This window comes from Pseudomonas sp. MWU16-30317 (assembly GCF_020515695.1).
In the GTDB taxonomy this organism is placed as follows: domain Bacteria; phylum Pseudomonadota; class Gammaproteobacteria; order Pseudomonadales; family Pseudomonadaceae; genus Aquipseudomonas.
Genome location: NZ_JAIWJA010000007.1, coordinates 298,436 through 317,849, shown reverse-complemented (window position 1 = coordinate 317,849; position 19,414 = coordinate 298,436). Strand labels below are relative to the sequence as shown.

Sequence of the window (19,414 nt, the reverse complement as noted above, 5' to 3'; positions counted from 1 at the left end):
CACTTAGATATGTTTTTTGAACGTCGCCGCCGTGATTGCGATGATCACCCCAAGCAATACGGAGCAAGGCAGGAATACCGCCATTGGGCTGATTGAAAAGGGCAGGGACAGATACATTATCCAAGGCACGATCAGTAATGGTATCACTGCTCGCTTGGCGCGGTGATAGACAAAACTGCTTTCGCGCCCGGCCCCAAATTTGCGCAGGTCACGGCGCATCAAGCCATCCACAAAACCAGTGAGAATCGCCAGCAAGAACAGCGGTGTGGCCATAACCAGAATAGTCAGGCGCACCACAAAGGTGAAGGTGATGTACACCGCCGCCAGCACGAAATCCTCAATGCTGACGTAGAGCTGGTTGATCCCACTCCAGAAACCGTTACCTTGGCTCGACAGCCGCGCCTGCTGGGCAAAATCCGCAAAGCCAGTCCTTACCAGCAGCCACTGATTGAGAAAATCCAGCCATTGGACAATCGTCTGTCCGGGTTGTTGGATGATGAGTGAAGCTTTGAAGTGCTCGCTGAGCCAACCCAATTCGCTACTCAGCATGGCCTGGCTGTGTCGCCAACCCTGTTCGCTCCAGAACAGCAGCAAACCAGCGAATTCGATCAGGATCGAGAACAGTAACGAGGCGATCAGCAAACCGATGATGCGCAGGATCAGGCTGATCGCCGAGATGATCAATCCCGGGGACTGGATCGGTTGTGTCGGAGTATTTTGTGCGGAAGTCGCCATTGATCACTCCATTGTGGACCGCAGAGTTGATGCCGCTCACGGCGCCTTCTCGATCGTTTCTGCTGAATCGAAACCTGCGGAGGGGTTGGGCTACCCCACCTGATCCAGATCGAAGTTTTTTGTTGGGCCGCTCCCACTGGCAGTCCACCATTGGCCCGCCTGCTCGTTATAGGTGGCCCGCATTCGCTGGGTGAGTTCCCGCAGGTCCTTGGGCATGGAGTCGTCGTTAGAGGGTTTTGGCAACGGCATGCGGACTTTCCAGAGCTGGCCACCGGCCTGGAAGGAGAACATTTGCCCCTTGGGCAGACTGACGATATGCGCTGGCTCGATCAACGGCACGCTGGTGCTGCTGACGCGGTCTTGCGAGGACGAAGTGAAGTCTGTGTTGGCCTCAGGATCGGAGGTATCGGTCGCCCCGGAGACCAGGGTCTTGGTCAGCACGTTAACCTTGGGCAACTGCTGGGTGAGCAGTTCAGCGGTGGCGGTCTCGCGTACCCGCAGCATCTGCAAGGTGTTGAAGTTACCGATGACCTGGCCGGCCTTGGCCCGGTTGCCGATTCGCGCTTCGATATCGCTGAGGGTCTGGGTGTAGGCCGTCACCTGGATGCCGGCCCCGCCGCCCTTGTTGATCAGCGGGATGAATTCATCACCCATCAACTCGTTGAACTCATCGGCGTGGAGGTTGATCGGCAACTTGTCACTGTTGTTACCCGATTGGGGCAGGCCATGGTCGATGCCGTGTTTGTAGATGTGTCCGGCGACCGAGACCAAGTCGGCGAACATGGAGTTGCCCACCGCGGCGGCCACCTCGGCGTCGGTCAGTGCATCCAGACCGACGTAGACGATGCCGCGTTTTCGGATGATCTGCATCCAGTCGAAGATGGGTCGTGGGTCATCTAAATCGGTGTAGTTGGGAGCCAGTAACTGGGCGGTCTTGCCGGTGGTGAGTTTTTCCAGCAGAGGTAGCAGCGAGGCGACAATCTTGTCGAAATAGGTACGGTCGTAACGCACCGCCGAACGCAGTCCGTCCAGTACCGGATCGAATACCCGCTTCACCGCCAGGTACTGCTCGATGGCCACCACACGCTTTTCGCGCCCGATCATATGCCGGGGGATGTTCTTCTCGGTGAGCTTGCCTTCAAGCTGAACGATCACCTCCCACGCCTTCGGGTCGGTCTTGGCGAAAAACTGCTGGGCGTACTCGATGAACAGTGCATCGATGTTGACCACATGCCGTTGGATCTGCAGGTAGTCCGGACGCCGGCCTAACTCGATCAGGGCACGGGCGATGATGTTGACGAAACGCCAGGCAAACTCGCGAAAGGCCGCGGAGTTACCTTCGCCGCTGAGCTGCCCGGCGATGCGTGACGCCACTTCCGAGATACGCCCGAAGCGTCCCACCGCATTGTATCGAGCGGAGATTTCCGGCCACCCCAGATGGAAAACATAAAACTCCTTATCCCGACCGGCCCGCTTGGCTTCGACGTACATCCGTTTGAGCAAGTCGGCGTCGCCCTTCGGATCGAAGACGATGACCACCTCATGTTCGATGCGATGAATGTCCTGGGTGATGTACACCTCGGCGAGCCGGGTCTTGCCGACACGGGTAGTGCCGAGCACCAGGGTGTGTCCGACCCGTTCGCCCAGCGGCAGACTGACTTCCGTTTCATCGGGCTCGACCCCATGCAATAGTGGCGAGCCACCTACCGGGGGCAAAGGCCGCAACGGATTGAAGGCACTGTCCCAGGCCGTGACACGGGCCAGTATCGAGAGTGGAAACGGTGCATGCTCCAGGCGCCGTTCGAGTCCACGGGCCAGGCGGTAGCTGGTCGGTTGGTCGACATAGTGGGCGACAGCCGGATCCTGGGCCTCGACCAAGCGCTGGGTGTGCAGGCGGGTCCAGCGAAATCCTCGGCCCATGAACAGACGCTTGCGGCTGACCGGAATCTGCCGACTGGTCAGCTCGTAGCGGGGTAGCCGACGGATATTGCGCCGATAACGCAGCACCTCCCAAGCTTGTCGCAGCCGGATAAGGCCGAACAGGGCATAGGCCAGCGCTGCAACCAGACCGATCTCGGGTGACAGGGCCACAGCCCAGGGCGAGTACACGCACAACACCGCGGCAGCGATACAGATTGCTACGGTATACAGCTCCACCGCTGGTCGGAGCTTGGACTCCATCGCATGCTCGGCCATGACCTGGACTCACTGTTCCAGTGAGGTGGCAGTGATCAAGACGGGATAGTGCTCAATCTGCAGGCGGGTGGCGATGTCGTTGCCGTTGACCGGCAGGATGGTGATGCCCGGAGCGGCTGCTCGAATCCGGGCCAGGGTTTCAGTATTGGCCACTTCGACGGCGAGGCCAGCCGCGCCCATTTCCTGCAGTTCAGCAGCGCGTTGACGTAGCCAAGTCAGCGACTGGGGATCGTCACCGACCAGAAAAAATGGTCGCAAGCCCGGCATGTTCAGGGCGCGAGACGTGATCTGGCCGGGCCTCAAGTGGGAGCTGCGGATGGGCAGTATCCAGGCTTCATCGGCAAACGTGGACAGGTCCGCATGCATGGCCCGATCAGGCTGGGTCTTGTTGTTTATTGGCGGCCTGGCAACTTGAAAATGGGGTCGGATTAAGTCGCTAGGCTGATCCTCGGCAACGGTCAGTTCCGGCTGGGCGAAAGGTGCTAAGAGCAGGATGCAATAACAGACAATGGGGATTCGCCTCATGGTGGTGTGCCCTGTTCAAAGGAAATCAGCAGCTGTTCGAGTCTCTGGGAAAAGCCAGCACGGTAGCGTGCTGCCGGTGCGCCTCCTGCCGGACGGTGATAGCGCCCTGCAGCTAAGACCCAATCACCGGTGGCATCGTGATGCTCCTGCAGCAGCGCGGCGGTCACGGCGAGATTTCGGTAGGGATCAAGGGCTTCGCAAGGGCTGGAGAAGCGTTGTCCGTGGTAACCCAGGTTGGTTTGCCCGAGACCGGCATCGACCCGCTTGGCGTCATGTCGGGCGAGTGCCTGAAGCAAGGCGTGGCAGGCGGCCTGGCGAGTGGCGAAGCGGTAGGGTGTTCCGGCGATGTTCAGGGTCCAAGGCCAGGGCAGCAGTCGACCACGGACGCGGATACCACTCTCCTGCAGGGCAATCGCGAACAGCACCGTAGAAGGGATGTCGGCGTCATGCGCCGCCAGTTGGTAGGCCGGAGGCGGAAGTTCGTCAGCCTGGACGGCGAGCATTGTCAGCAGGAGCGCAATACCACTCAGTCGAGGCGTTGCCATTGTCCATTCACCTGTTGAAATGTGGCAGGCAATGGCCCCGGGGCACCCAGGTTGAACCAGCGACCACGGTCATGGTTCAGGGTGATCTGCTGGCGTTGGACTCTCGCCGGATCGATGTCCGCTTGTCGAGCCCAGCTACGGATGCGTTCATCCTGGCCTTGGCTGCCCACCAGATAGATATCGAACGCCGTGTCGCTGCTTTGCAGACGCTGCGCTTCGGCGGTGCACTCTGGGCAGTGGTCCTCCACAAACAGGGCCTGGCGCGGCATGACCGATGAGCTGGCAGGGGGCGGGGACGCCATGCCCTGGATCGGCAGCAGCCCGGGAAACAGCTTGGCCCAGGCCGCCGTGTAAGCGTTTTGGTAGGCCAACTCGCGCTCGGCGCGTTTGGCTTCCAGTGCTACCTGTAATTCGGCATATCTTTGGCGCTCTTGGTCGGTCTGGGCCTCAACCCCGAGGGCGGTTAACGGATCGAGGTTCGGGCTCCAGAAACCGCGTGGGCCGGCTTGGATCTGTTCGAAGCGCGTCCATTCCTGCTCGGTCAGGCCCCAACTCGCCGCCTGTTCAGAGTCAGAGCGCCCCAGTGGAGCAGACTGCGTGTCCTGGGGCCGTGACTGCGTCGCAACGGGGTTGCCCATCGCAGTTCCCGTGCTAAGCAGTGAAACGAGACAGACGACGGCGGGCAGTTGCGTTCTGTTCATGATCGCTTCTCAAGGGAGGTGCACGGTTTGGTCTGGCTGAGCGGCCACCGCGAAGACGGCTGAGTTCGGCTCCAGTACTTTTAGGTGCCAGGCGCCGAACTGCTCACCGCTATGCAGCAGCCGAACATCCATGAGAGAGCGACTGTCATGAGGTGCGACCGCTAAAAAGCTCTCACCACCGCGGGACTCGACACCCAATACCGAGAACGGTGGCGAGAGCGGGACGGATTTTGGGTGAGCGGTCTGTTTCGGTTTGGGCGTTGAAGGCGTCGGCGGTGGGGGTGATGGCTGGGTCTTGAGGTCCACGAACTGCTGCTCGAGCTGTTCAATGCGTGCGCGCAGCGCTGTCAGGTCTGCCACGGTGGCGCGGGCTGCCAGACCGTCGCGCAGTTCCTGTATTTCTTGTGCCCATTGATCCAACATCGGATCGAGGGTATTGGCCTGTTGCTCACCGGAGTCGACCATCTGTTTCAGGTCTTTCAGCGCGTACTGCAGCTTCTCCTGGGTGTCCTTGAGGGCGCTTGAGTCACGTTGCAGGGTGTCCAGGGTTTGTCGGTATTGGGTGTTCGTGCTCTGTAGTTCGGCCACGCGCTGATACTGGTTATACAATCCACCACTCAGCCCGGCGGCCGCCAGGCAAAGCAATCCAATAATGAGGGTTTGAAACGTCGAGGCTTTCATGGGCGTGCCTCTGCCTGATGGGATGACCTTGGTGTGGCCCGCACGACGCCGGCCTCCGTTTTCTGCTGTTCGAAGCAGACCGAACGGCTGACTTCATCGGTCGTGAGTTGCCAGGCGGGGCCAGCCAGCACTTGTAGCGCGCTGTGCAAAGGGATTGGACCAAACCGGTAATGGGCTGCAGGCAGAGGCCGGGTAAACAGCACCTTCACCGACGCAGTAACTGGGCAAAGCGCATAACCAGAGCGCAGCAGCACGTACTGCAACGCATCCTGCACCGAGGGGTTCAGGCTGGACGGGATGTTCACTTCAATGATTTGGGCAAGAAGATCGCTTTGTTCCGTGGTGGGCTCGGTGCTGACCAGCGTGTAGCGGCCATAACGAAGCTCTGCCGGATGGCTTTCTTCGGCTATGCCCCACGAGTGCTGGGCCCGATTGGAGCCACTGTCGATCTCTGGATGGGTCGGTAAAGGGTTGGGGATTTGCGCGGTGCAGGCGCTCAACAAACCCAGCAGGCAGACAGGCGTGAAGAAACGCTCCATGGAAGAAACCTCATGTCAGATTCAGTGCAGAACCTGACATGAGGTGAAGGAGCGATTCAGTGAGAAAGTTGATTCAAGGTGGGTCGTGTTAACGCTGAACACGTTGCTATTCATCGAAAATGGCGAGCCCATCCAAGACGGCAGCGTCGGGGTCGAAGATCAACAGTCGCACATCCGCCAATGCGGCCAGATACAGTACGTTGATCAAGGCTGCTGGCGTACCGGCATCGAGTTGCTCTTGCCTCAGCGATGAGTAAGAACAGCCCTCTATTGTCATCAGGTTATCGTCGGCCCAGGGCGTACCGATCAGCTTACACCCGACGCCATTGCAGTCCGTCAGGGCAAAGGGTTCGAATAGCAGACCGGTTGGTCTGGAGTCGAAATTGCCAGCCCGGCGCCCCAAGTAGCGCAATGCTTCTTCAGTGAGGTGTGCGGTGCTGACCTCCCAGGCTCGGCTGTAGTGTCCAGTCTCGAAACTCAAGCGATGGACCACGGACTTGGCTTCTTCCAAGGAGTCAAAGTCGCCGACGTGGCACTGCTCGTTGAACACTTCGCCCATTACGGCATAGATCACCTGATGCACCAGCCCGTTGGACGGGCAGCAATCATCCAATTCATTCTGAATGGATTGGCCTTCGCTGATCAAGGCGAAATCGTCATTGAACAGGCAGGGGAACAGTTGCAGCGCATGGTCGGGCAGATGGGCTTGTGAGTCGTGCAGGGGTCGAAAGCAGGGAGGGCAGTCGTTTTCGTAGGTGATAAGTAGCAGCCGTTCGATATGCAGATGGTCGTAACCGCGAGCAAATGGGTTTGAGGCCGTCAGTAGGGCTGGGGCTTGGTGTGTGGGGTTCATGGGCATGCTCCAGAATGGAAATGAACAAGGCGCCCGTAGGCGCCTGTGAGGGTTAAAGCCAGCCGTATTCGGCAAGGGAGAGCGGACGACCTTCACCCACGATGAAGTGATCCAGTACGCACACTTCGATCAACGCCAAGGCCTCCTTCAGCCGTGCGGTCAATACGCGATCGACCTGGCTGGGTTCCGTACACCCTGAGGGGTGGTTGTGAACAAAAATGGCGGCCGCAGCGTTATGCGCGAGGCAGCGCTTGACGACTTGGCGGGGGTAAACGCTGGCGCAATCAATGCTGCCGTGAAAGAGGACTTCGAACGCCAGCACGCGGTGCTTGGCATCGAGAAAAATCACGCCGAAGACTTCGTGCTCTTGTTGCGCAAGGCGCAGTTTTAGGTATGAGGTCACGGTGTCAGGCGACGTCAGGATAGGGCCGCGGGCGAACAGCCGACGATCCAGAATATGCAGCGCTTCGTCGATCAGCTGGTTTTCTAGGACGATACGATTTGCCTCGAAATCCGAGGTCTCAATCAGAGAGAGTGGGGTGCTCATGGTGGTACCTCCGAAGGGAACAATCAGGGGTACACGCCCGAGGGGAGTGGTGTCCCCGAGGTGGGTGTGGAGTCGCGGGCGTTAGCAGATGGCGCGCTGTTTACAGCCGCGTGAATCGGTGGCGTTGACCGTGTAGGTGTGAACCACAACCGTCGCAGGGCAATGGGGAAAAGGCTTTTATTCCCCAGCCAGTTTCGGGATCGAAGTCGGCACTGATGGGCATTAACCGAACCAGTCCTCGATGGATGCCGGCGATGCGTTTCTCAATTTCATCCGTCGTGTAATAGAGCGATAACGTGCTGTAGTCCTCGTAAGCCGCAGCAAACAGGCAGTCGTCGCAAAGCCAGAAGGATTCCATGTTGGTTCTCCTGTGCGGATTGAAGAAAAGGCGCTCGACGGAGCGCCTTGATGAGGAACATCGTGGACTGTTCAGGCGGACTGAACGGTACGGGTGGCCTCACGGCGGGCCGTGCGGGGAGTGGGTGGAGATTCAGGTTCGACCCGAGCCTCTGTTGGGTTTGCGGTCTCCTCGGCGTCGACATCAGCCGACGTTGGAGAGGGTTCATTGATCGGCGCTTGCTCAGCAGGTGCTGTTGCTTCCTGCCTGGCAGGAGCTTTGTACTCGAACGTGCCGTTGACCTTGATCCAGTCGATGAACAGCAAACGCCCTTTCAAACTGGCGCCCGGTTGGCCCTGCTTAGCGCCTTTCTCGTAGAGAAACGGATCGATCCACAGGTCGCCGATACGGAACGACAGCAAGACCTTTTTCTCGGCTGTGACGGCGTCCATGTAGAGACGAATCAAACGTTCAGCTTCGCCTCCAGCGACCTTGCAGTCGAAGCGGGTGTACTCCACAGCATCGGTGGCACCGTGCAGGGCGGCGATATCGCAGGCCATGAATGGCTGGCCGCGGCGGACTTGTACTTCACGAACACGGTTGAGGTAGCCGATACCGACGGTGTGCAGGTTGAAGTAAGTGGTCGCTTCTTGGGAGTGGTTGGCGTGGGCCATGGTGGTTCTCCTGTTTCAAGGGAAAACGGCGACGCACAGTCCCTGACGGGGAAGTGAGCCCCCGTCAGGGTGGGTAAGGTGAAGGCAAGCGATGAACGACTCGCCACCGGCAAGCCGATGACGATCAGAACAATGCATCTGGGGGAATAGCGGTGCAGCAGAGGAGCATCTGCGGTGGTGATCCGCAGGCATGGGGTAGTGGGCATTCATCACCGCTGAAGCGGTAACCGCGCGAGCTTCCGAACGCTGATCGCACTTGGGTAAACCACCACGAACGTGGCGTAGCCTTGAAGGTTCAAGCTACCTGGGCTGGGCTGTCAACGACAGCGAACCACGCCCTTTGTATAAGCCTGTCACAGGGGAGCGTCAAGACGCTGCAACCCGATTTTTTAAGGCCGGATTACGGTGGTAGTCACTGGAATTAAGAAAATGAAAAAAATGAAGAGTGGGCCTGGCCGGGTGCCAGGCGAGGAAGAGAAAAACCACCTTTGGCGGTCTTACGCAGTCGACAAGCGCCTCGCAACACTTGGTTGAACTGCGCCATGATTCGCCAACCGACCCTTGTCGTGGCCTGGGTCGGAACCTACTGGCACGCATCCGCGCACAAAGGGTGCCCCGTGTTTCCCCGGCGGGCTCCGGGAATGAATACGATCGCCGAGGCGGATGACCGCTGTTGCCGGGCAGAGGCAACAGTGGTCATCCGCCACCGTGATCAGGTCGAGCACAAGTGAGGAATGAAATTCCGCAGAAGAGAAGGCTCCGAACTCAAGGAGTCCGACCGAGCCACCCGGAGCAAATCGGTCTTGGGTCGCCGTTGGCGATGATCCTGAGGCACTACAGCAGAGAGGGTGGAACGACGTCAAGGCAGAGAACTCACCGTTTTCATGATGATCGTCCCATGGAACATCATGAGCGACGCGTAGCTTTACTGATCGACACCGTGCCCTTGCAATCCGGATAGCGAGAGCATGACCAGAACGGCCCTGATTTGCCCTTTCGCCTGAGCATTGACGCGTTGCACATGGGGCAGCCCGGACTCGTTTCGACCGCTATTGCCAAAGTGAGCGAGCGGTAGTGTGCGACCAACTGCGCAATCCAGTTCGCCTGCTTGGCAACGAATGCATCCAGGGTCAGGCGTCCCGCTTCGATTTCGTCCAGAGCCTGTTCCCAGATTGCGGTCATACCCGGATCTGCGACTGCGGCGGGTACCGCCTCAATCAAGGTATGGGCCGCGGCGGAGGCCATCAAAGCGCGTTTTTTCTTCAGCAAATAACCGCGATCAATCAGCCCTTTGATAATGCCGGCTCGCGTGGCTTCGGTACCGATACCGGTGGTGTCCCGAAGTTTCTGTTTCAGGCGTGGGTCGTTGACCAGTTTGGCCACATTTTTCATGGCCTTGATCAGATCGCCCTCGGTGAGAGGTTTGGGAGCGGCAGTGCGCATCGATTTGAGCTCGACATCGTCCACCGCGCACTGCGTGCCCTGTTGCAAGACGGGTAAGACTTGGGACTTTTGACTGGGCTCATCCTCCTCGGTGTTTTCGCAGAGTAAGCCTTTCCAGCCCTGGACCAGGATCTGTTTGCCGACAGCGGTCAATCGTTCTTCGCCACACTCCAGTTCGAACTGGGTCCGATCAAATTCATGCTGCGGAAGAAATTGCGCGAGGTAGTGGCTACGAATCAGTTCGTAGACTTGGCGTTCTTGTTCGGACATCCGCACCAGGCTTGCCGGCTCGGTGGTGGGAATGATGCCGTGGTGCGCGGTGACCTTGGCATCGTTCCATACGCGGGAGCGCAATGATCGATCGAGACTCCCGAATGCAGGTCTGAGTGCCGGATCCGTTTCGAGCAGGGCGTCGAGTACTGCGGGTGCCTCGTTGAACATACTCTCTGGCAAATAGCGGCAATCGCTGCGCGGGTAGGTGGTGGCTTTGTGGGTTTCATAAAGGGCTTGGGCGATGTTCAGGGTTTCCTGGACGCCGAGCCCCAGCTTACGAGAGCAGACTTCCTGCAACGTGCCCAGGTCGAAGGGTAGGGGCGGCGGTTCTCGGAAATGTTCGGTCTGCAGCGAGAGTACTGTGGCGGTCTTACTGCAAGAGATCGCTTGGGCTGTTTGACTGGCAAGTGCCTGCTGCAGGCAACGACCGGCCTCGTCACGTCCTGAGCTTGGTGGTTGCCACGACGCGATGAATCGCTGGCCCATCGACGATAGGAGCACTTCTACGTTCCAGTAAGGCACCGGGACGAAGCCGGCAATCGCGCGATCCCGATCGACCACCAGACGTAAGGTGGGGGTCTGGACGCGCCCCACTGACAACACGCCATCGTAGCCTGCCCGCCGACCAAGAAGGGTAAACAAACGACTGAGGTTCATGCCGATCAGCCAGTCGGCACGGCTGCGGGCGAGGGCCGAGTGGTAGAGCGGGAAAGTCTCCTGGCCAGACTTAAGCGAGGACAGGGCTTTGCGAATCGACGCCTCGTTGAGGGCGGACAGCCAGAGGCGCTGAACAGGGCCTCGATACTGGCAGAGCTCCAACAACTCGCGGGCAATCATTTCACCTTCGCGATCGGCGTCGGTCGCGATGACGACGGTGGTGGCTTCACTGAGCAGGCGTTTGATGACTTTGAATTGTGCCGCGGTCTTGGGTTTGACCTCGACCTGCCACTGCGCGGGAATGATCGGTAGATGATCCAACGACCAATTCTTGTACTTAATGCCGTAGGCTTCAGGCGGAGCAGTCTCCAGCAGGTGGCCGATACACCAGGTGACGGTTGAGTCGGTGCCGATCAGGCAACCATCACCACGCCGGTTGGCTCCGAGCACCTTGGCGATGTCACGACCCTGGGACGGTTTCTCGCAGAGGAAGAGACGCATAGCACTGCTCCGGATTGATTTCGGAGCAGCGTTGTTTGAAGTAGCAGGGGCGAGATATGAGAAACCTGAATGGCAGGTCCCTCATATTAGTCGGTGAGGGCAGCTTTGAATGGGCCGAGGCTGCTGCCTGGTTGTAGTCTGGATAACAGGATGAGTCTTCACGAACAGCGAGTAATCACTGGTCGACAACTTCGCGCAAAGGCGCAATTTTTATGCCTGAAGTCTGTCAGTCCGTGGGTGATTGCCCTCTGCGCTTTCTGGATTTTGATGCAGGAGAACTGGCTTGCTCTGTGTTTTGCCCGACGGGTGTCGCAGATGCTGCCGGTTCACTGGAGCGTTCCCGCATGACCACGCCGTGTACCCGGTGAGGCAGGATACCGACGCGACGGGCCTCGACCTTGAAGGTGACCCGCGCATTGTCTTCGCTGTCCTCCCACTCATCGCGCACGGTGCGGCCTTCGACCAGAACGCGCATGCCTTTCTGGTACAGCGTGCTCCAGTGTTCAGCCTCACGGTGCCAGAGCTCAACCGGCGCCCAATAGCCGCCTCGATCTTCATAGCTGCCCTCACGTGGGATGGGGTTGTCGAAGTACACATTCAGCCGCAGTAAACGCCGTGGCTCGTCATTGCCTGAGGCGAATTCTTGGAACTCTGGCGCACTGCCGATGTTGCCTTCGCCGACAAAAAAAGTACTCATCGTGATACCTCTACTACGGTTGTGAATTGGCGCAGCAGCCGTTCGGCGCCGTCCATTTTGATCGCGCAGGTGGTGGCCTGGCGGTAAAGCGAATGCACCACGCTCATCTGCAGGTTCAGTGCAATGCGCTCGCATTCGAAACGGTGCAATCTCTCGCGTACGGCCTGCGGCAGGTTGCTGTGGCAGATCTGGCGTTCCCAGACCGCAACCCCCATGCGGGCAAAATCACGGGTGCGCCAACGCAAAAAGGTGCTGCCCGCGCTGGTGTTCTGCAGCACCAATCGGATATCCAACAGTGAATAAGGAGGCTGTCCGGCTTGCTGTACAACCACCTCCATCAAGTCACATAACTGCGCCTCGATTTCCCTCGCCATCTGCGCCAGTTGCTCCAACTCCCCCTTACCCTTAAAAGGTTTTAAAAGGCCTTTTAGGGAGGCAGCGTGTTCGAGCCGTCGATAGGCATCCGGTGTCAACGCGTCGAAGTGCATTGGGTGAGCCGAGGTCAGGGGATTCATGCTACGTCCCCCGGCTCATCCACTGTCGCAGAGGGCTCTCCCGCGTCCTCTGCCAACACGTCGGCATCATCCACTGGCACAGCACCACGACGAATGATTGGCGGTGCAAACTGGGAGCGGCGATGACCCTCAAGAATGTCTATCGGGGGCAAACCCAGTTTCTCAATGGCCGCAATGGCCCGGGCGTTGTTCGCCGCCATGTCATCACGCGTGACGCCGGCATGCCGATAGCGCTGTGCCTGACCGAACAGACTACGCAGCAGATGGGCGCCGTCGTCGATCCAGGCTTCCATGTCGATACGGCCGATCAGGGCGGTGTGATGGGCCAACAGGGTCCGGCGCACCAGGGTGTCGTAGTCGGTCAGCAGGTAGACCGCTAGAAAGCCCAGCTGGCTGCCGATGTACAACGGCAAGGTGACGGGGTGGATGTTGAGGTTGTCGCCCATGTCGATCTGTGTCGGCAGGTCCTGTCTGATCCGATCCAGCTGTTGGGTCAGTTCCCGCATACCAGCCTTGGCCTGCATCAGTTTTTCTTCGAGTTGCACGATGGCCCAATCGGCATAGGGATCGTCCTGGGCCGCGGTTTGTTTGATCAGGTTGGTGACACTGATGTAGCCGGCCATACCCATGATCGAGTGGACGCCTTCGCGTGCGGCTCGACCTTGCCAGATGCGGGCGGCATGGTGGGTGTGCAGGGTCAGGGTGATGCTACTGCGCAATGAACCCAGATTGAGTTGATAGTGATCGGCCACGGTGTAGTCCTCGCATTCGCTTGGACAGGAACGTTGCGACAGATGAGGGTCAAGGACAGCCAAAAAGCTGAATGCGGTCTGTTCGGTTAGGTTTAAGAGGGTTAACTATGGAGACGCCAATGGGAGGAGATGTCCCGACTTTTCCCAAAAAGTTTCATAGTTTGGTCCGATGTGTCCGTAGAGTGGAACTCCATGGATTTGATGCCACTGGCATCAAATCTACTGACGTCCACCGCGTTTGCCACTCAGTTGGCGCAGCTCATTCAGGCACGCTAGGGCAAGGGTAGACGCGGGTTCGCCCTGTTGTCGAGATGGCCGCGAGGGGGCAGGTGGGGGTGGTTCTGCAATGGGTGACGGTTCGGCCTGACCTGCCCAAGGACGAAAGTCACCTTTCAGCGCACGCTGGATCAGACCCATCAGATACGCCGCTGGCTTGCGGATACCGCCGGCCGTACAGCGTGCTCCCGCTTCGTTGAGCACCGCCTGACGATCCGTGGATTTGAGCTTGTTCAGCGCCACGGCGACGGCGTGACGCTCGCTTGGGCTCAGGTGTAGCGCAGCGGGCCAGTGCAGGTTATTCACCGCTTGGGTCGCGCGCGGTACTGTACAAATACTTTCTTTTAATACAGTACAGGCGGCGTTCGGATTCCGAACGGTGCCGGAAACACTGGCGTTCAGACTCGGTTCGGAATCCGAACGAGGGCCTGCACGATTCCGAACGAGGGCATCTTCCCTCAGTTCGGAATCGTGCAGAGTGACATCGGTTGCCTGATCCAATCCTTGTTGCGTCCAATGATCCCCCCAACTGTCTAGCCGCGTCGGTAACCGATTCCGATCGATATTCGTGTCCTGGCGGATTTCTTCCACAATGTGCTGGGCGACAATACGCACCGCCTTGGTCGCATGACCGAGGGCATGTCCGACCAGCGTCAGGTAATCCTGATCCAGTTCGAGGGCTTCGGCGGGGGTTAACGGTTCATCGTGCAGAACGTACAGCGAACCTTGAAGACGTCCGCTGAGCTGATCGCGTCCGCGACTCACCAAACTGAGCCAACGCGTCAACCTGAGCATCGTCAACACCCGAGCAATGGTTTCACGGGAGGCTGACGCACCGTAGGGCACGCTTGACAGGTAAGGCTGTAAATCCTCATAGCGCGGTGTGACCACGCCTTGACCGTGCAGCATGAGTCGAAACACCTGCCAGGCATTGCGTTCCAATGGCGTCAGCCGACTATCCAACAGCAGCCGACGTGGCACGACTTCGTGAGATTGGCCACTGAACAAAAAGCCCGCCTGCAGGGCCTGGTTGGAGGGTTGTTCAGTGGTGGGGCGTGCGGGCCAGCGTTCACTCAGCTGCTGGGTGCATTGCTGCAGGACACGCTGCCAACGACTGGAAGGTGCAAGGTTCATGTTCCGTTGCTGTATTGGTCGATCTGCTGCCACACGATGGTCAAGCTGACCTGTTGCTCTTCGGCCAACATCATCATGGCGTCGAGCTGATCCTCGGAACCGTCCTGAGCGCGTAGCTGGCACCATCGCTGCCAGAGCGCATGTTCCTGGGCTTCGCTCAAATGCTGAGGACGGCCCTTACGGGTTTCTATCTTGAGCAGACGTCGACGCAGGGCGGTGTCCGAATGCGCCAAGCCGAAGTATTGATACATGATGGTGCTGCTAGCGCCTAGCTTGAGCGCGCGGTTGATCAATCGCTCGTTCTGTTCGTCGCGTTCGGCTTGCTCGATCAACCGATGCAGCACCGGCGAGTCGATCTTGACCTCGACCCAAGACACGGTGGCATGGGCCAGCCGCGACAGCGTGGTGGGCGGTAAGGATTGCAACAAGTAGATGTCGTCCTCACTCAGTCCGAGTGCCTTGCAGCGTTGTAGATTACCCAGCCGCAGCTCATGCAGCACCTGGGTCAGCATGGCCTGGTTGAGCACATTGAAGGACAGGTTCATGGCAGCTCCTTCGGTGACTCATTTTGAGGGGCAAGCGTTAGGTCGATTAGGCGGCGGGCCAGGCGGATCAGCCGATACAGTTTGATGAGCAGACTGTCGGGCAATCGCTCCAGTCCCACATCCACGGCGGGACGATCTGTGAGCGGAAGTTGATAGATCCCCAACAACAACTGGCCGAACAGCGCTGACGGCAGTTGCTTACGGTCTTCCCAGTTGACCTCGTCTTGAGCGCGCAGCAGGGCCAGGAGCAGTAGGTGAACACCGGTCGCGCGAGGCACTGCAAGATCAACTCGCTCGATGTTCAGGGCGAAGCCCAAGCCATGCTGCTGGTCGATGATGCTCTCGGGATGTCCGGCATAGGCCGCCATTTCCCGCGCCAGTGTGGCAATGGCGGATCGCAGTTGTTCGGGGCTATCCAGTGCTGGTGCGATTGTCCAGATGTCGTCGATCGCATAGGTGTCGACCGAATATGCTGAGTCGGTGGCGGTCTCGCGATCGATCTGTTCACGAATCTGTTGAACGCGTGACGGAGGACTGACCGCTGATACGACCTTCGTTTCTGGCGGTGTGAGCAGTTCCTCTCGCGTTGGTTCGGTCTGGGGCCTAGTCTCAGTTGATTTGGGATGGGGCGCGGAGGATGGAAGTCCTGCCGAGGCTTCATCAATGCTCGGCAGATGGATATTTTCCGAGGGCGCTGTGAGGGCAACGCTAGGCGTCGAGATGACCCGTTGGGTATCGCTCAGTTCCAGAGCTAACATACGGTAGGACTGTCCGAGCAAGCGGCTCATGCGTTCGAGCAGTTCATCCTGGATTTGCTCAAGATCGAATGACTCGGGTTCTGCATCGAAGTAGCCCAGGGTCCCGAGCCAGAAATCGGCAAACGCAACGGCGGCGGTTGGATAGCGGTTCCAGGTTCGTTCTGCCTGGCTGCGTAGGCCGATTAGGCGTTCGATCTGGGGCTTACCCAATCCGGCATACAGGGTTTGTGGGATGGCGGGCAATAGGTGTTCGAGGGTGTCGAGCATCCGGCTTATGTGCGACTGCGAAATCGGATAGCCTCCAGCGGCAAGACGTCGTGCCAGCTCACGTTGTGAGAGCACCGCTCCCTCTGCTTCGAGCATGGTTTTGAGCTTGGCTACCGCCAGAGCCCGTTCGATGAAGGTGAGTTGGCCGTGCAGATCGCTTTCAGCCAGATGGCCGAGTAGGGCGGTGAGCTCATTGGTCCAAGGTCGGAACAGGCAATGAATGCGAAAGAAGCGCTCGTCGCGGGTTTCCTGCCACAGCTCGCCGAGAATCGCCAAGCGCGTATTACCGCCGTTGCGGATGATGAAATAGGTTTCACCCGGCCGTCGGGTAATCGGTGGTGGTAGATCCAGCCCGCGTTCACGGATAGAAGCCTTGATATCGTCGTACAGCGGATTACGGATGAAACGCGGGTTGTGTTCGTAAGGCCGCAACTGCTCCAGCGTGACCAACATAGGCGTGTCAGCAAGTGGATCGGACAGCCGCTCCAGTTCCTGCCCTCGAGGGAAATGGTCCTGGTGCAGCTTGTCGGTGATCTGCTCCTGACTGAGCTTCTTCATTGGAACAACCTCACTTAACGCCGGTTACGCAAATGGTCACCGACCTCGAACTTGACGATCTCGGCAGTGCCCGAACCTTCGAAATGTCGGGAGAGTTCTGCGAGGAACCACCCCATGGCCGAGCGCCCAGCCTACAGGCGAAAGACAACGGTGCAGTACTCGTCGCAAGGTGCGTGGTGTGGTCGAATGGAGGGTGGAACGATGATGGGCAGTTGATCCAACATCAGAAGACTCCTAGCCAAACACGTTGGCCTCAAGGTCGATCAAACACAATGACTGGGTGAGAAGTGCCAGTTGGATGATTCGTCTCATTGAACCTCCGCGCATCGGCTCACCGAAGAGATCGCCTCGCGCCATTCCGGAAACAACTCAATGGCCAACGCTTGCATCGTTTCTAGCGCAGATGGCGAGCGTCGCTCACGAGTCTGGCGCGGCTCGATTCGGTGGGCCGGTAGGCCGAGGGAGGCGGCATTTAGGTAAGCCACTCGGTCTGGAACTACGGTTTCTAGAATCGAGATGTTGGTAGCCCCAGCGAAAGTCTCGCGCAGGCCACGGATGATCATCCGTGTGTCCAACCGAATGGCATTCACCTGGTTCAGTAGCAGTCGTAAGGGCGGTAGTGGAATGCCTAGGTGGCGGAAAGCTTCGAGTTCGCTGAGTAGCTTCAAGATGCCGCGCTGCAGTTCGCGGGCGGCGAGCATTTCCGGGGTGATGGGAGAGAGGGCGAGGTCGGAAGCGAGGATGGCCATCTCCAGCAGCACGCTACGCGCACCTTGGGTGTCGATCAAAAGCAGGTCGTAACGGGCGCGGAAGTTGTCGAGCAGGTTGCGCAGCCGTAATCGCCCATCAGGAGCGTGCAGCAGCAAGGTACTCAGCCGGCCTTGATCGTCGTTGGAGACGATCAGATCGAGCCCTGCAATCACTGTCCTGGAGATAATATGGGCAGGCATAGCTAGGTTGAGTGCGATGACCTCGTATGCACCCGCATCAGCCTTCTGTTTCAAGGCGTAATAGCTGGAGAGGGTAGGTTGGCTATCCAAGTCCAGCAGCAAAACGCGTAGACCCGCATCCGCCAGAAGACCGCCGAGATTCGCGGTTACTGTGGTTTTGCCCACCCCGCCTTTAGTGGATACCACCGAGACCACACGCATGGCATCAGGCCTGCTGACCCAAGCGCTCAACGACCCATTGCTCGATCTCCAGCGAGTCCCAGCCGACTGCGCGTAGTCCAATGCGTTTAGCCTGAGGAAATTTCCCTTCCTTCATCAGGTTGTAAATGTGCGCACGCTTGAAGCCGGTTTTACGCTCCACCTCGTCACGCCGCATGATGTGACGTTCGATCTGCAGTTGAGGTGCTTCAACGATGGGTGAGGATTGGCTGGACATGCTGGTCACTCCTGGCGCGGATTGGCACTGGTGGGAAGTGACCTGAATTGAATAGCAGAAATGGGGGAGAGTCATTGCACTGCAATCGTTGGGATTGCAGTGCAATGACTCCGTCTATTGGTTTTTTTTGAGGCTGCGATTCGCTGCGGCGAACTTTTCATCTAGCGTTCGTTTGCTCAGGCCGGGTACCTCGCCATAGCGTGCTATAACGGCATCGACGATTGCAGATTGGCTTTTGAAAACGGATAGACGGTGACCAGCAGGCGATTGGTCCAAGAAGAGGTTGAGCAAAGCACCGATAATGTTCTGATAGGTGAGTTCGCTACGTTCGCTGAGTTCTCCATGCGTTTTGACCATTGCTTTGAGGTCATCCCGTTCAAGTCCTATAGCCTGGAGGTCTACCAAAATATCTTGGAGGTGATGCTGTAGCGTATCCAACTCTCGCAGGAGGGTATCGCGATCCGCTTGTAGCGCAAGGAAGGTTCCGATACTGACTTTTTCATGAGCGTTACTGCCTGATCCAAACAGAAAGCTGGGCTTCTGATCGGGATAATAAATCTGCATCCAGTGGCGTAAATCGGAGTGGCGTATCGTCAGTTGAAAGGGCTCCACGTCACTTCCTTTGGGAACCGAAATACCGAGACAGCCATAAGTCAGTTCTCCATTACATACTGCGTCGTAGATTTTTTCGATAGCTGCGTGCAAGCAGGGCCATTGCGGAAATAGGGAGGTAAGCTCTTCGGGACGTGACCATGTTGCTTGGACTATCTGTGCTTCGTAACGGATGAGATTGCACCAACGCAATGCTGCGTCGATTGGGCGATAGAAGGTTTTGGAATGCGGATTAAAAGCATAGAAGGACATGATAGCGATGGACCTCCATTCCTATTGGATAGGCCTCTCGCCGAATACCTGTATACCAACCTAGCTGATGGCAGTGGCTGTTTACTCGGGTTTTTAGCGTTGCGAGGTCATTCCATTTACCTATTGCTCGATGTTGTTTTCGTATATTTCTTATCGAGAGCCTATTTTGAATTTGGAAACGGGCCCTTGTAGCCTGTGTTGTTCAAGAATTCATATGACGGCAGCCTACAGAGCATCTTTTGCAGACAGTTTATTTTTGAGTGGGTTCAAAGCAACAAGAAAATTATTGTTAAGGGTTTGTCTAATGGTTGAGAACTGGTTTCAGATCTGGCTTCGACAAACTATGCCATTTTCCAATAACTTGATGTTTTTTTAATATGTGACTGATTAATAGCCCATCTGTTGTGATGGGATCGTGTCCCAGGAAGTGGTGTAACTCATCACGGCTCTGGCCA

General features: G+C 57.9%; 21 protein-coding genes and 1 pseudogene. All 22 read right to left on the bottom strand.

Annotation, left to right across the window (positions count from 1 at the left end; all coding sequences use genetic code 11):
* Positions 1-3: 3 nt before the first annotated feature.
* Positions 4-735 (bottom strand): TIGR03747 family integrating conjugative element membrane protein, encoded by a 732-nt coding sequence (locus tag LIX93_RS20685; protein WP_226505921.1) that lies wholly within the window; start codon positions 733-735, stop codon positions 4-6.
* A 90-nt stretch (positions 736-825) separates the two neighbouring features.
* Positions 826-2,931 carry a type IV conjugative transfer system coupling protein TraD gene (gene traD / locus LIX93_RS20680; RefSeq protein ID WP_226505920.1) on the bottom strand — a complete coding sequence of 702 codons (2,106 nt, stop codon included), beginning with the start codon at positions 2,929-2,931 and terminating at the stop codon, positions 826-828.
* A gap of 9 nt (positions 2,932-2,940) precedes the next feature.
* Positions 2,941-3,456, bottom strand: coding sequence for an integrating conjugative element protein (locus tag LIX93_RS20675; protein ID WP_226505919.1), 516 nt, complete (start codon positions 3,454-3,456; stop codon positions 2,941-2,943).
* The gene (locus LIX93_RS20670; protein ID WP_226505918.1) at positions 3,453-4,001 is read right to left on the bottom strand and encodes a lytic transglycosylase; all 549 of its coding nucleotides are present in this window, start codon (positions 3,999-4,001) and stop codon (positions 3,453-3,455) included. Before LIX93_RS20670 ends, LIX93_RS20675 begins: the two co-directional genes overlap by 4 nt.
* Positions 3,983-4,702, bottom strand: coding sequence for a TIGR03759 family integrating conjugative element protein (locus LIX93_RS20665; protein WP_226505917.1), 720 nt, complete (start codon positions 4,700-4,702; stop codon positions 3,983-3,985). Before LIX93_RS20665 ends, LIX93_RS20670 begins: the two co-directional genes overlap by 19 nt.
* Before the next feature lie 9 nt (positions 4,703-4,711).
* Positions 4,712-5,383 (bottom strand): chemotaxis protein, encoded by a 672-nt coding sequence (locus LIX93_RS20660; protein WP_226505916.1) that lies wholly within the window; start codon positions 5,381-5,383, stop codon positions 4,712-4,714.
* Positions 5,380-5,922: a PilL N-terminal domain-containing protein gene (locus LIX93_RS20655; RefSeq protein ID WP_226505915.1), complete on the bottom strand. Its 543-nt coding sequence runs from the start codon at positions 5,920-5,922 to the stop codon at positions 5,380-5,382. Before LIX93_RS20655 ends, LIX93_RS20660 begins: the two co-directional genes overlap by 4 nt.
* A 106-nt stretch (positions 5,923-6,028) precedes the next feature.
* Entirely contained in the window at positions 6,029-6,775 is a 747-nt protein-coding gene (locus LIX93_RS20650) for an ABC transporter substrate-binding protein (RefSeq protein ID WP_226505978.1), read from the bottom strand.
* A gap of 52 nt (positions 6,776-6,827) precedes the next feature.
* Positions 6,828-7,322 carry a DNA repair protein RadC gene (gene radC, locus LIX93_RS20645; RefSeq protein WP_226505914.1) on the bottom strand — a complete coding sequence of 165 codons (495 nt, stop codon included), beginning with the start codon at positions 7,320-7,322 and terminating at the stop codon, positions 6,828-6,830.
* 100 nt (positions 7,323-7,422) lie between these two features.
* Positions 7,423-7,680, bottom strand: a complete 258-nt coding sequence (locus LIX93_RS20640) for a hypothetical protein (RefSeq protein WP_226505913.1) — start codon at positions 7,678-7,680, stop codon at positions 7,423-7,425.
* A gap of 71 nt (positions 7,681-7,751) precedes the next feature.
* On the bottom strand, positions 7,752-8,333 hold the full coding sequence (locus LIX93_RS20635; RefSeq protein WP_226505912.1) for an STY4534 family ICE replication protein: 582 nt from the start codon (positions 8,331-8,333) through the stop codon (positions 7,752-7,754).
* 906 nt (positions 8,334-9,239) lie between these two features.
* Entirely contained in the window at positions 9,240-11,207 is a 1,968-nt protein-coding gene (locus LIX93_RS20630; RefSeq protein ID WP_226505911.1) for a DNA topoisomerase III, read from the bottom strand.
* Between the two features lie 226 nt (positions 11,208-11,433).
* Positions 11,434-11,904 carry a single-stranded DNA-binding protein gene (locus LIX93_RS20625; RefSeq protein ID WP_226505910.1) on the bottom strand — a complete coding sequence of 157 codons (471 nt, stop codon included), beginning with the start codon at positions 11,902-11,904 and terminating at the stop codon, positions 11,434-11,436.
* Complete coding sequence (locus LIX93_RS20620; RefSeq protein WP_226505909.1) at positions 11,901-12,419, bottom strand: DUF3158 family protein; 519 nt, start codon at positions 12,417-12,419, stop codon at positions 11,901-11,903. Before LIX93_RS20620 ends, LIX93_RS20625 begins: the two co-directional genes overlap by 4 nt.
* Complete coding sequence (locus LIX93_RS20615; RefSeq protein ID WP_226505908.1) at positions 12,416-13,171, bottom strand: PFL_4669 family integrating conjugative element protein; 756 nt, start codon at positions 13,169-13,171, stop codon at positions 12,416-12,418. Before LIX93_RS20615 ends, LIX93_RS20620 begins: the two co-directional genes overlap by 4 nt.
* Positions 13,172-13,390: 219 nt before the next feature.
* Positions 13,391-14,581 (bottom strand): STY4528 family pathogenicity island replication protein, encoded by a 1,191-nt coding sequence (locus tag LIX93_RS20610; RefSeq protein ID WP_226505907.1) that lies wholly within the window; start codon positions 14,579-14,581, stop codon positions 13,391-13,393.
* On the bottom strand, positions 14,578-15,126 hold the full coding sequence (locus LIX93_RS20605; RefSeq protein WP_226505906.1) for a DUF2857 domain-containing protein: 549 nt from the start codon (positions 15,124-15,126) through the stop codon (positions 14,578-14,580). Before LIX93_RS20605 ends, LIX93_RS20610 begins: the two co-directional genes overlap by 4 nt.
* Complete coding sequence (locus LIX93_RS20600; protein ID WP_226505905.1) at positions 15,123-16,709, bottom strand: ParB family protein; 1,587 nt, start codon at positions 16,707-16,709, stop codon at positions 15,123-15,125. Before LIX93_RS20600 ends, LIX93_RS20605 begins: the two co-directional genes overlap by 4 nt.
* A gap of 14 nt (positions 16,710-16,723) precedes the next feature.
* Positions 16,724-16,933 (bottom strand): annotated as a pseudogene (locus LIX93_RS29750) (hypothetical protein).
* An 84-nt stretch (positions 16,934-17,017) separates the two neighbouring features.
* Positions 17,018-17,860: a ParA family protein gene (locus LIX93_RS20595; RefSeq protein ID WP_226505904.1), complete on the bottom strand. Its 843-nt coding sequence runs from the start codon at positions 17,858-17,860 to the stop codon at positions 17,018-17,020.
* Positions 17,861-17,864: 4 nt separating this feature from the next.
* Positions 17,865-18,095 carry an AlpA family transcriptional regulator gene (locus tag LIX93_RS20590; RefSeq protein ID WP_226505903.1) on the bottom strand — a complete coding sequence of 77 codons (231 nt, stop codon included), beginning with the start codon at positions 18,093-18,095 and terminating at the stop codon, positions 17,865-17,867.
* A 114-nt stretch (positions 18,096-18,209) separates the two neighbouring features.
* Positions 18,210-18,959, bottom strand: coding sequence for a hypothetical protein (locus LIX93_RS20585; protein WP_226505902.1), 750 nt, complete (start codon positions 18,957-18,959; stop codon positions 18,210-18,212).
* Positions 18,960-19,414: the final 455 nt, after the last annotated feature.

Bases quoted from the DNA above. Each gene is read 5' to 3' on its own strand.
- LIX93_RS20630 (WP_226505911.1), bottom strand. From the start codon at position 11,207: ATGCGTCTCTTCCTCTGCGAGAAACCGTCCCAGGGTCGTGACATCGCC.
- radC (WP_226505914.1), bottom strand. From the start codon at position 7,322: ATGAGCACCCCACTCTCTCTGATTGAGACCTCGGATTTCGAGGCAAAT.
- LIX93_RS20590 (WP_226505903.1), bottom strand. From the start codon at position 18,095: ATGTCCAGCCAATCCTCACCCATCGTTGAAGCACCTCAACTGCAGATC.
- LIX93_RS20650 (WP_226505978.1), bottom strand. From the start codon at position 6,775: ATGAACCCCACACACCAAGCCCCAGCCCTACTGACGGCCTCAAACCCA.
- LIX93_RS20595 (WP_226505904.1), bottom strand. From the start codon at position 17,860: ATGCGTGTGGTCTCGGTGGTATCCACTAAAGGCGGGGTGGGCAAAACC.
- traD (WP_226505920.1), bottom strand. From the start codon at position 2,931: ATGGCCGAGCATGCGATGGAGTCCAAGCTCCGACCAGCGGTGGAGCTG.
- LIX93_RS20620 (WP_226505909.1), bottom strand. From the start codon at position 12,419: ATGAATCCCCTGACCTCGGCTCACCCAATGCACTTCGACGCGTTGACA.
- LIX93_RS20640 (WP_226505913.1), bottom strand. From the start codon at position 7,680: ATGGAATCCTTCTGGCTTTGCGACGACTGCCTGTTTGCTGCGGCTTAC.
- LIX93_RS20610 (WP_226505907.1), bottom strand. From the start codon at position 14,581: ATGAACCTTGCACCTTCCAGTCGTTGGCAGCGTGTCCTGCAGCAATGC.
- LIX93_RS20605 (WP_226505906.1), bottom strand. From the start codon at position 15,126: ATGAACCTGTCCTTCAATGTGCTCAACCAGGCCATGCTGACCCAGGTG.
- LIX93_RS20585 (WP_226505902.1), bottom strand. From the start codon at position 18,959: ATGTCCTTCTATGCTTTTAATCCGCATTCCAAAACCTTCTATCGCCCA.
- LIX93_RS20600 (WP_226505905.1), bottom strand. From the start codon at position 16,709: ATGAAGAAGCTCAGTCAGGAGCAGATCACCGACAAGCTGCACCAGGAC.
- LIX93_RS20685 (WP_226505921.1), bottom strand. From the start codon at position 735: ATGGCGACTTCCGCACAAAATACTCCGACACAACCGATCCAGTCCCCG.
- LIX93_RS20670 (WP_226505918.1), bottom strand. From the start codon at position 4,001: ATGGCAACGCCTCGACTGAGTGGTATTGCGCTCCTGCTGACAATGCTC.
- LIX93_RS20665 (WP_226505917.1), bottom strand. From the start codon at position 4,702: ATGAACAGAACGCAACTGCCCGCCGTCGTCTGTCTCGTTTCACTGCTT.
- LIX93_RS20660 (WP_226505916.1), bottom strand. From the start codon at position 5,383: ATGAAAGCCTCGACGTTTCAAACCCTCATTATTGGATTGCTTTGCCTG.
- LIX93_RS20675 (WP_226505919.1), bottom strand. From the start codon at position 3,456: ATGAGGCGAATCCCCATTGTCTGTTATTGCATCCTGCTCTTAGCACCT.
- LIX93_RS20635 (WP_226505912.1), bottom strand. From the start codon at position 8,333: ATGGCCCACGCCAACCACTCCCAAGAAGCGACCACTTACTTCAACCTG.
- LIX93_RS20655 (WP_226505915.1), bottom strand. From the start codon at position 5,922: ATGGAGCGTTTCTTCACGCCTGTCTGCCTGCTGGGTTTGTTGAGCGCC.
- LIX93_RS20625 (WP_226505910.1), bottom strand. From the start codon at position 11,904: ATGAGTACTTTTTTTGTCGGCGAAGGCAACATCGGCAGTGCGCCAGAG.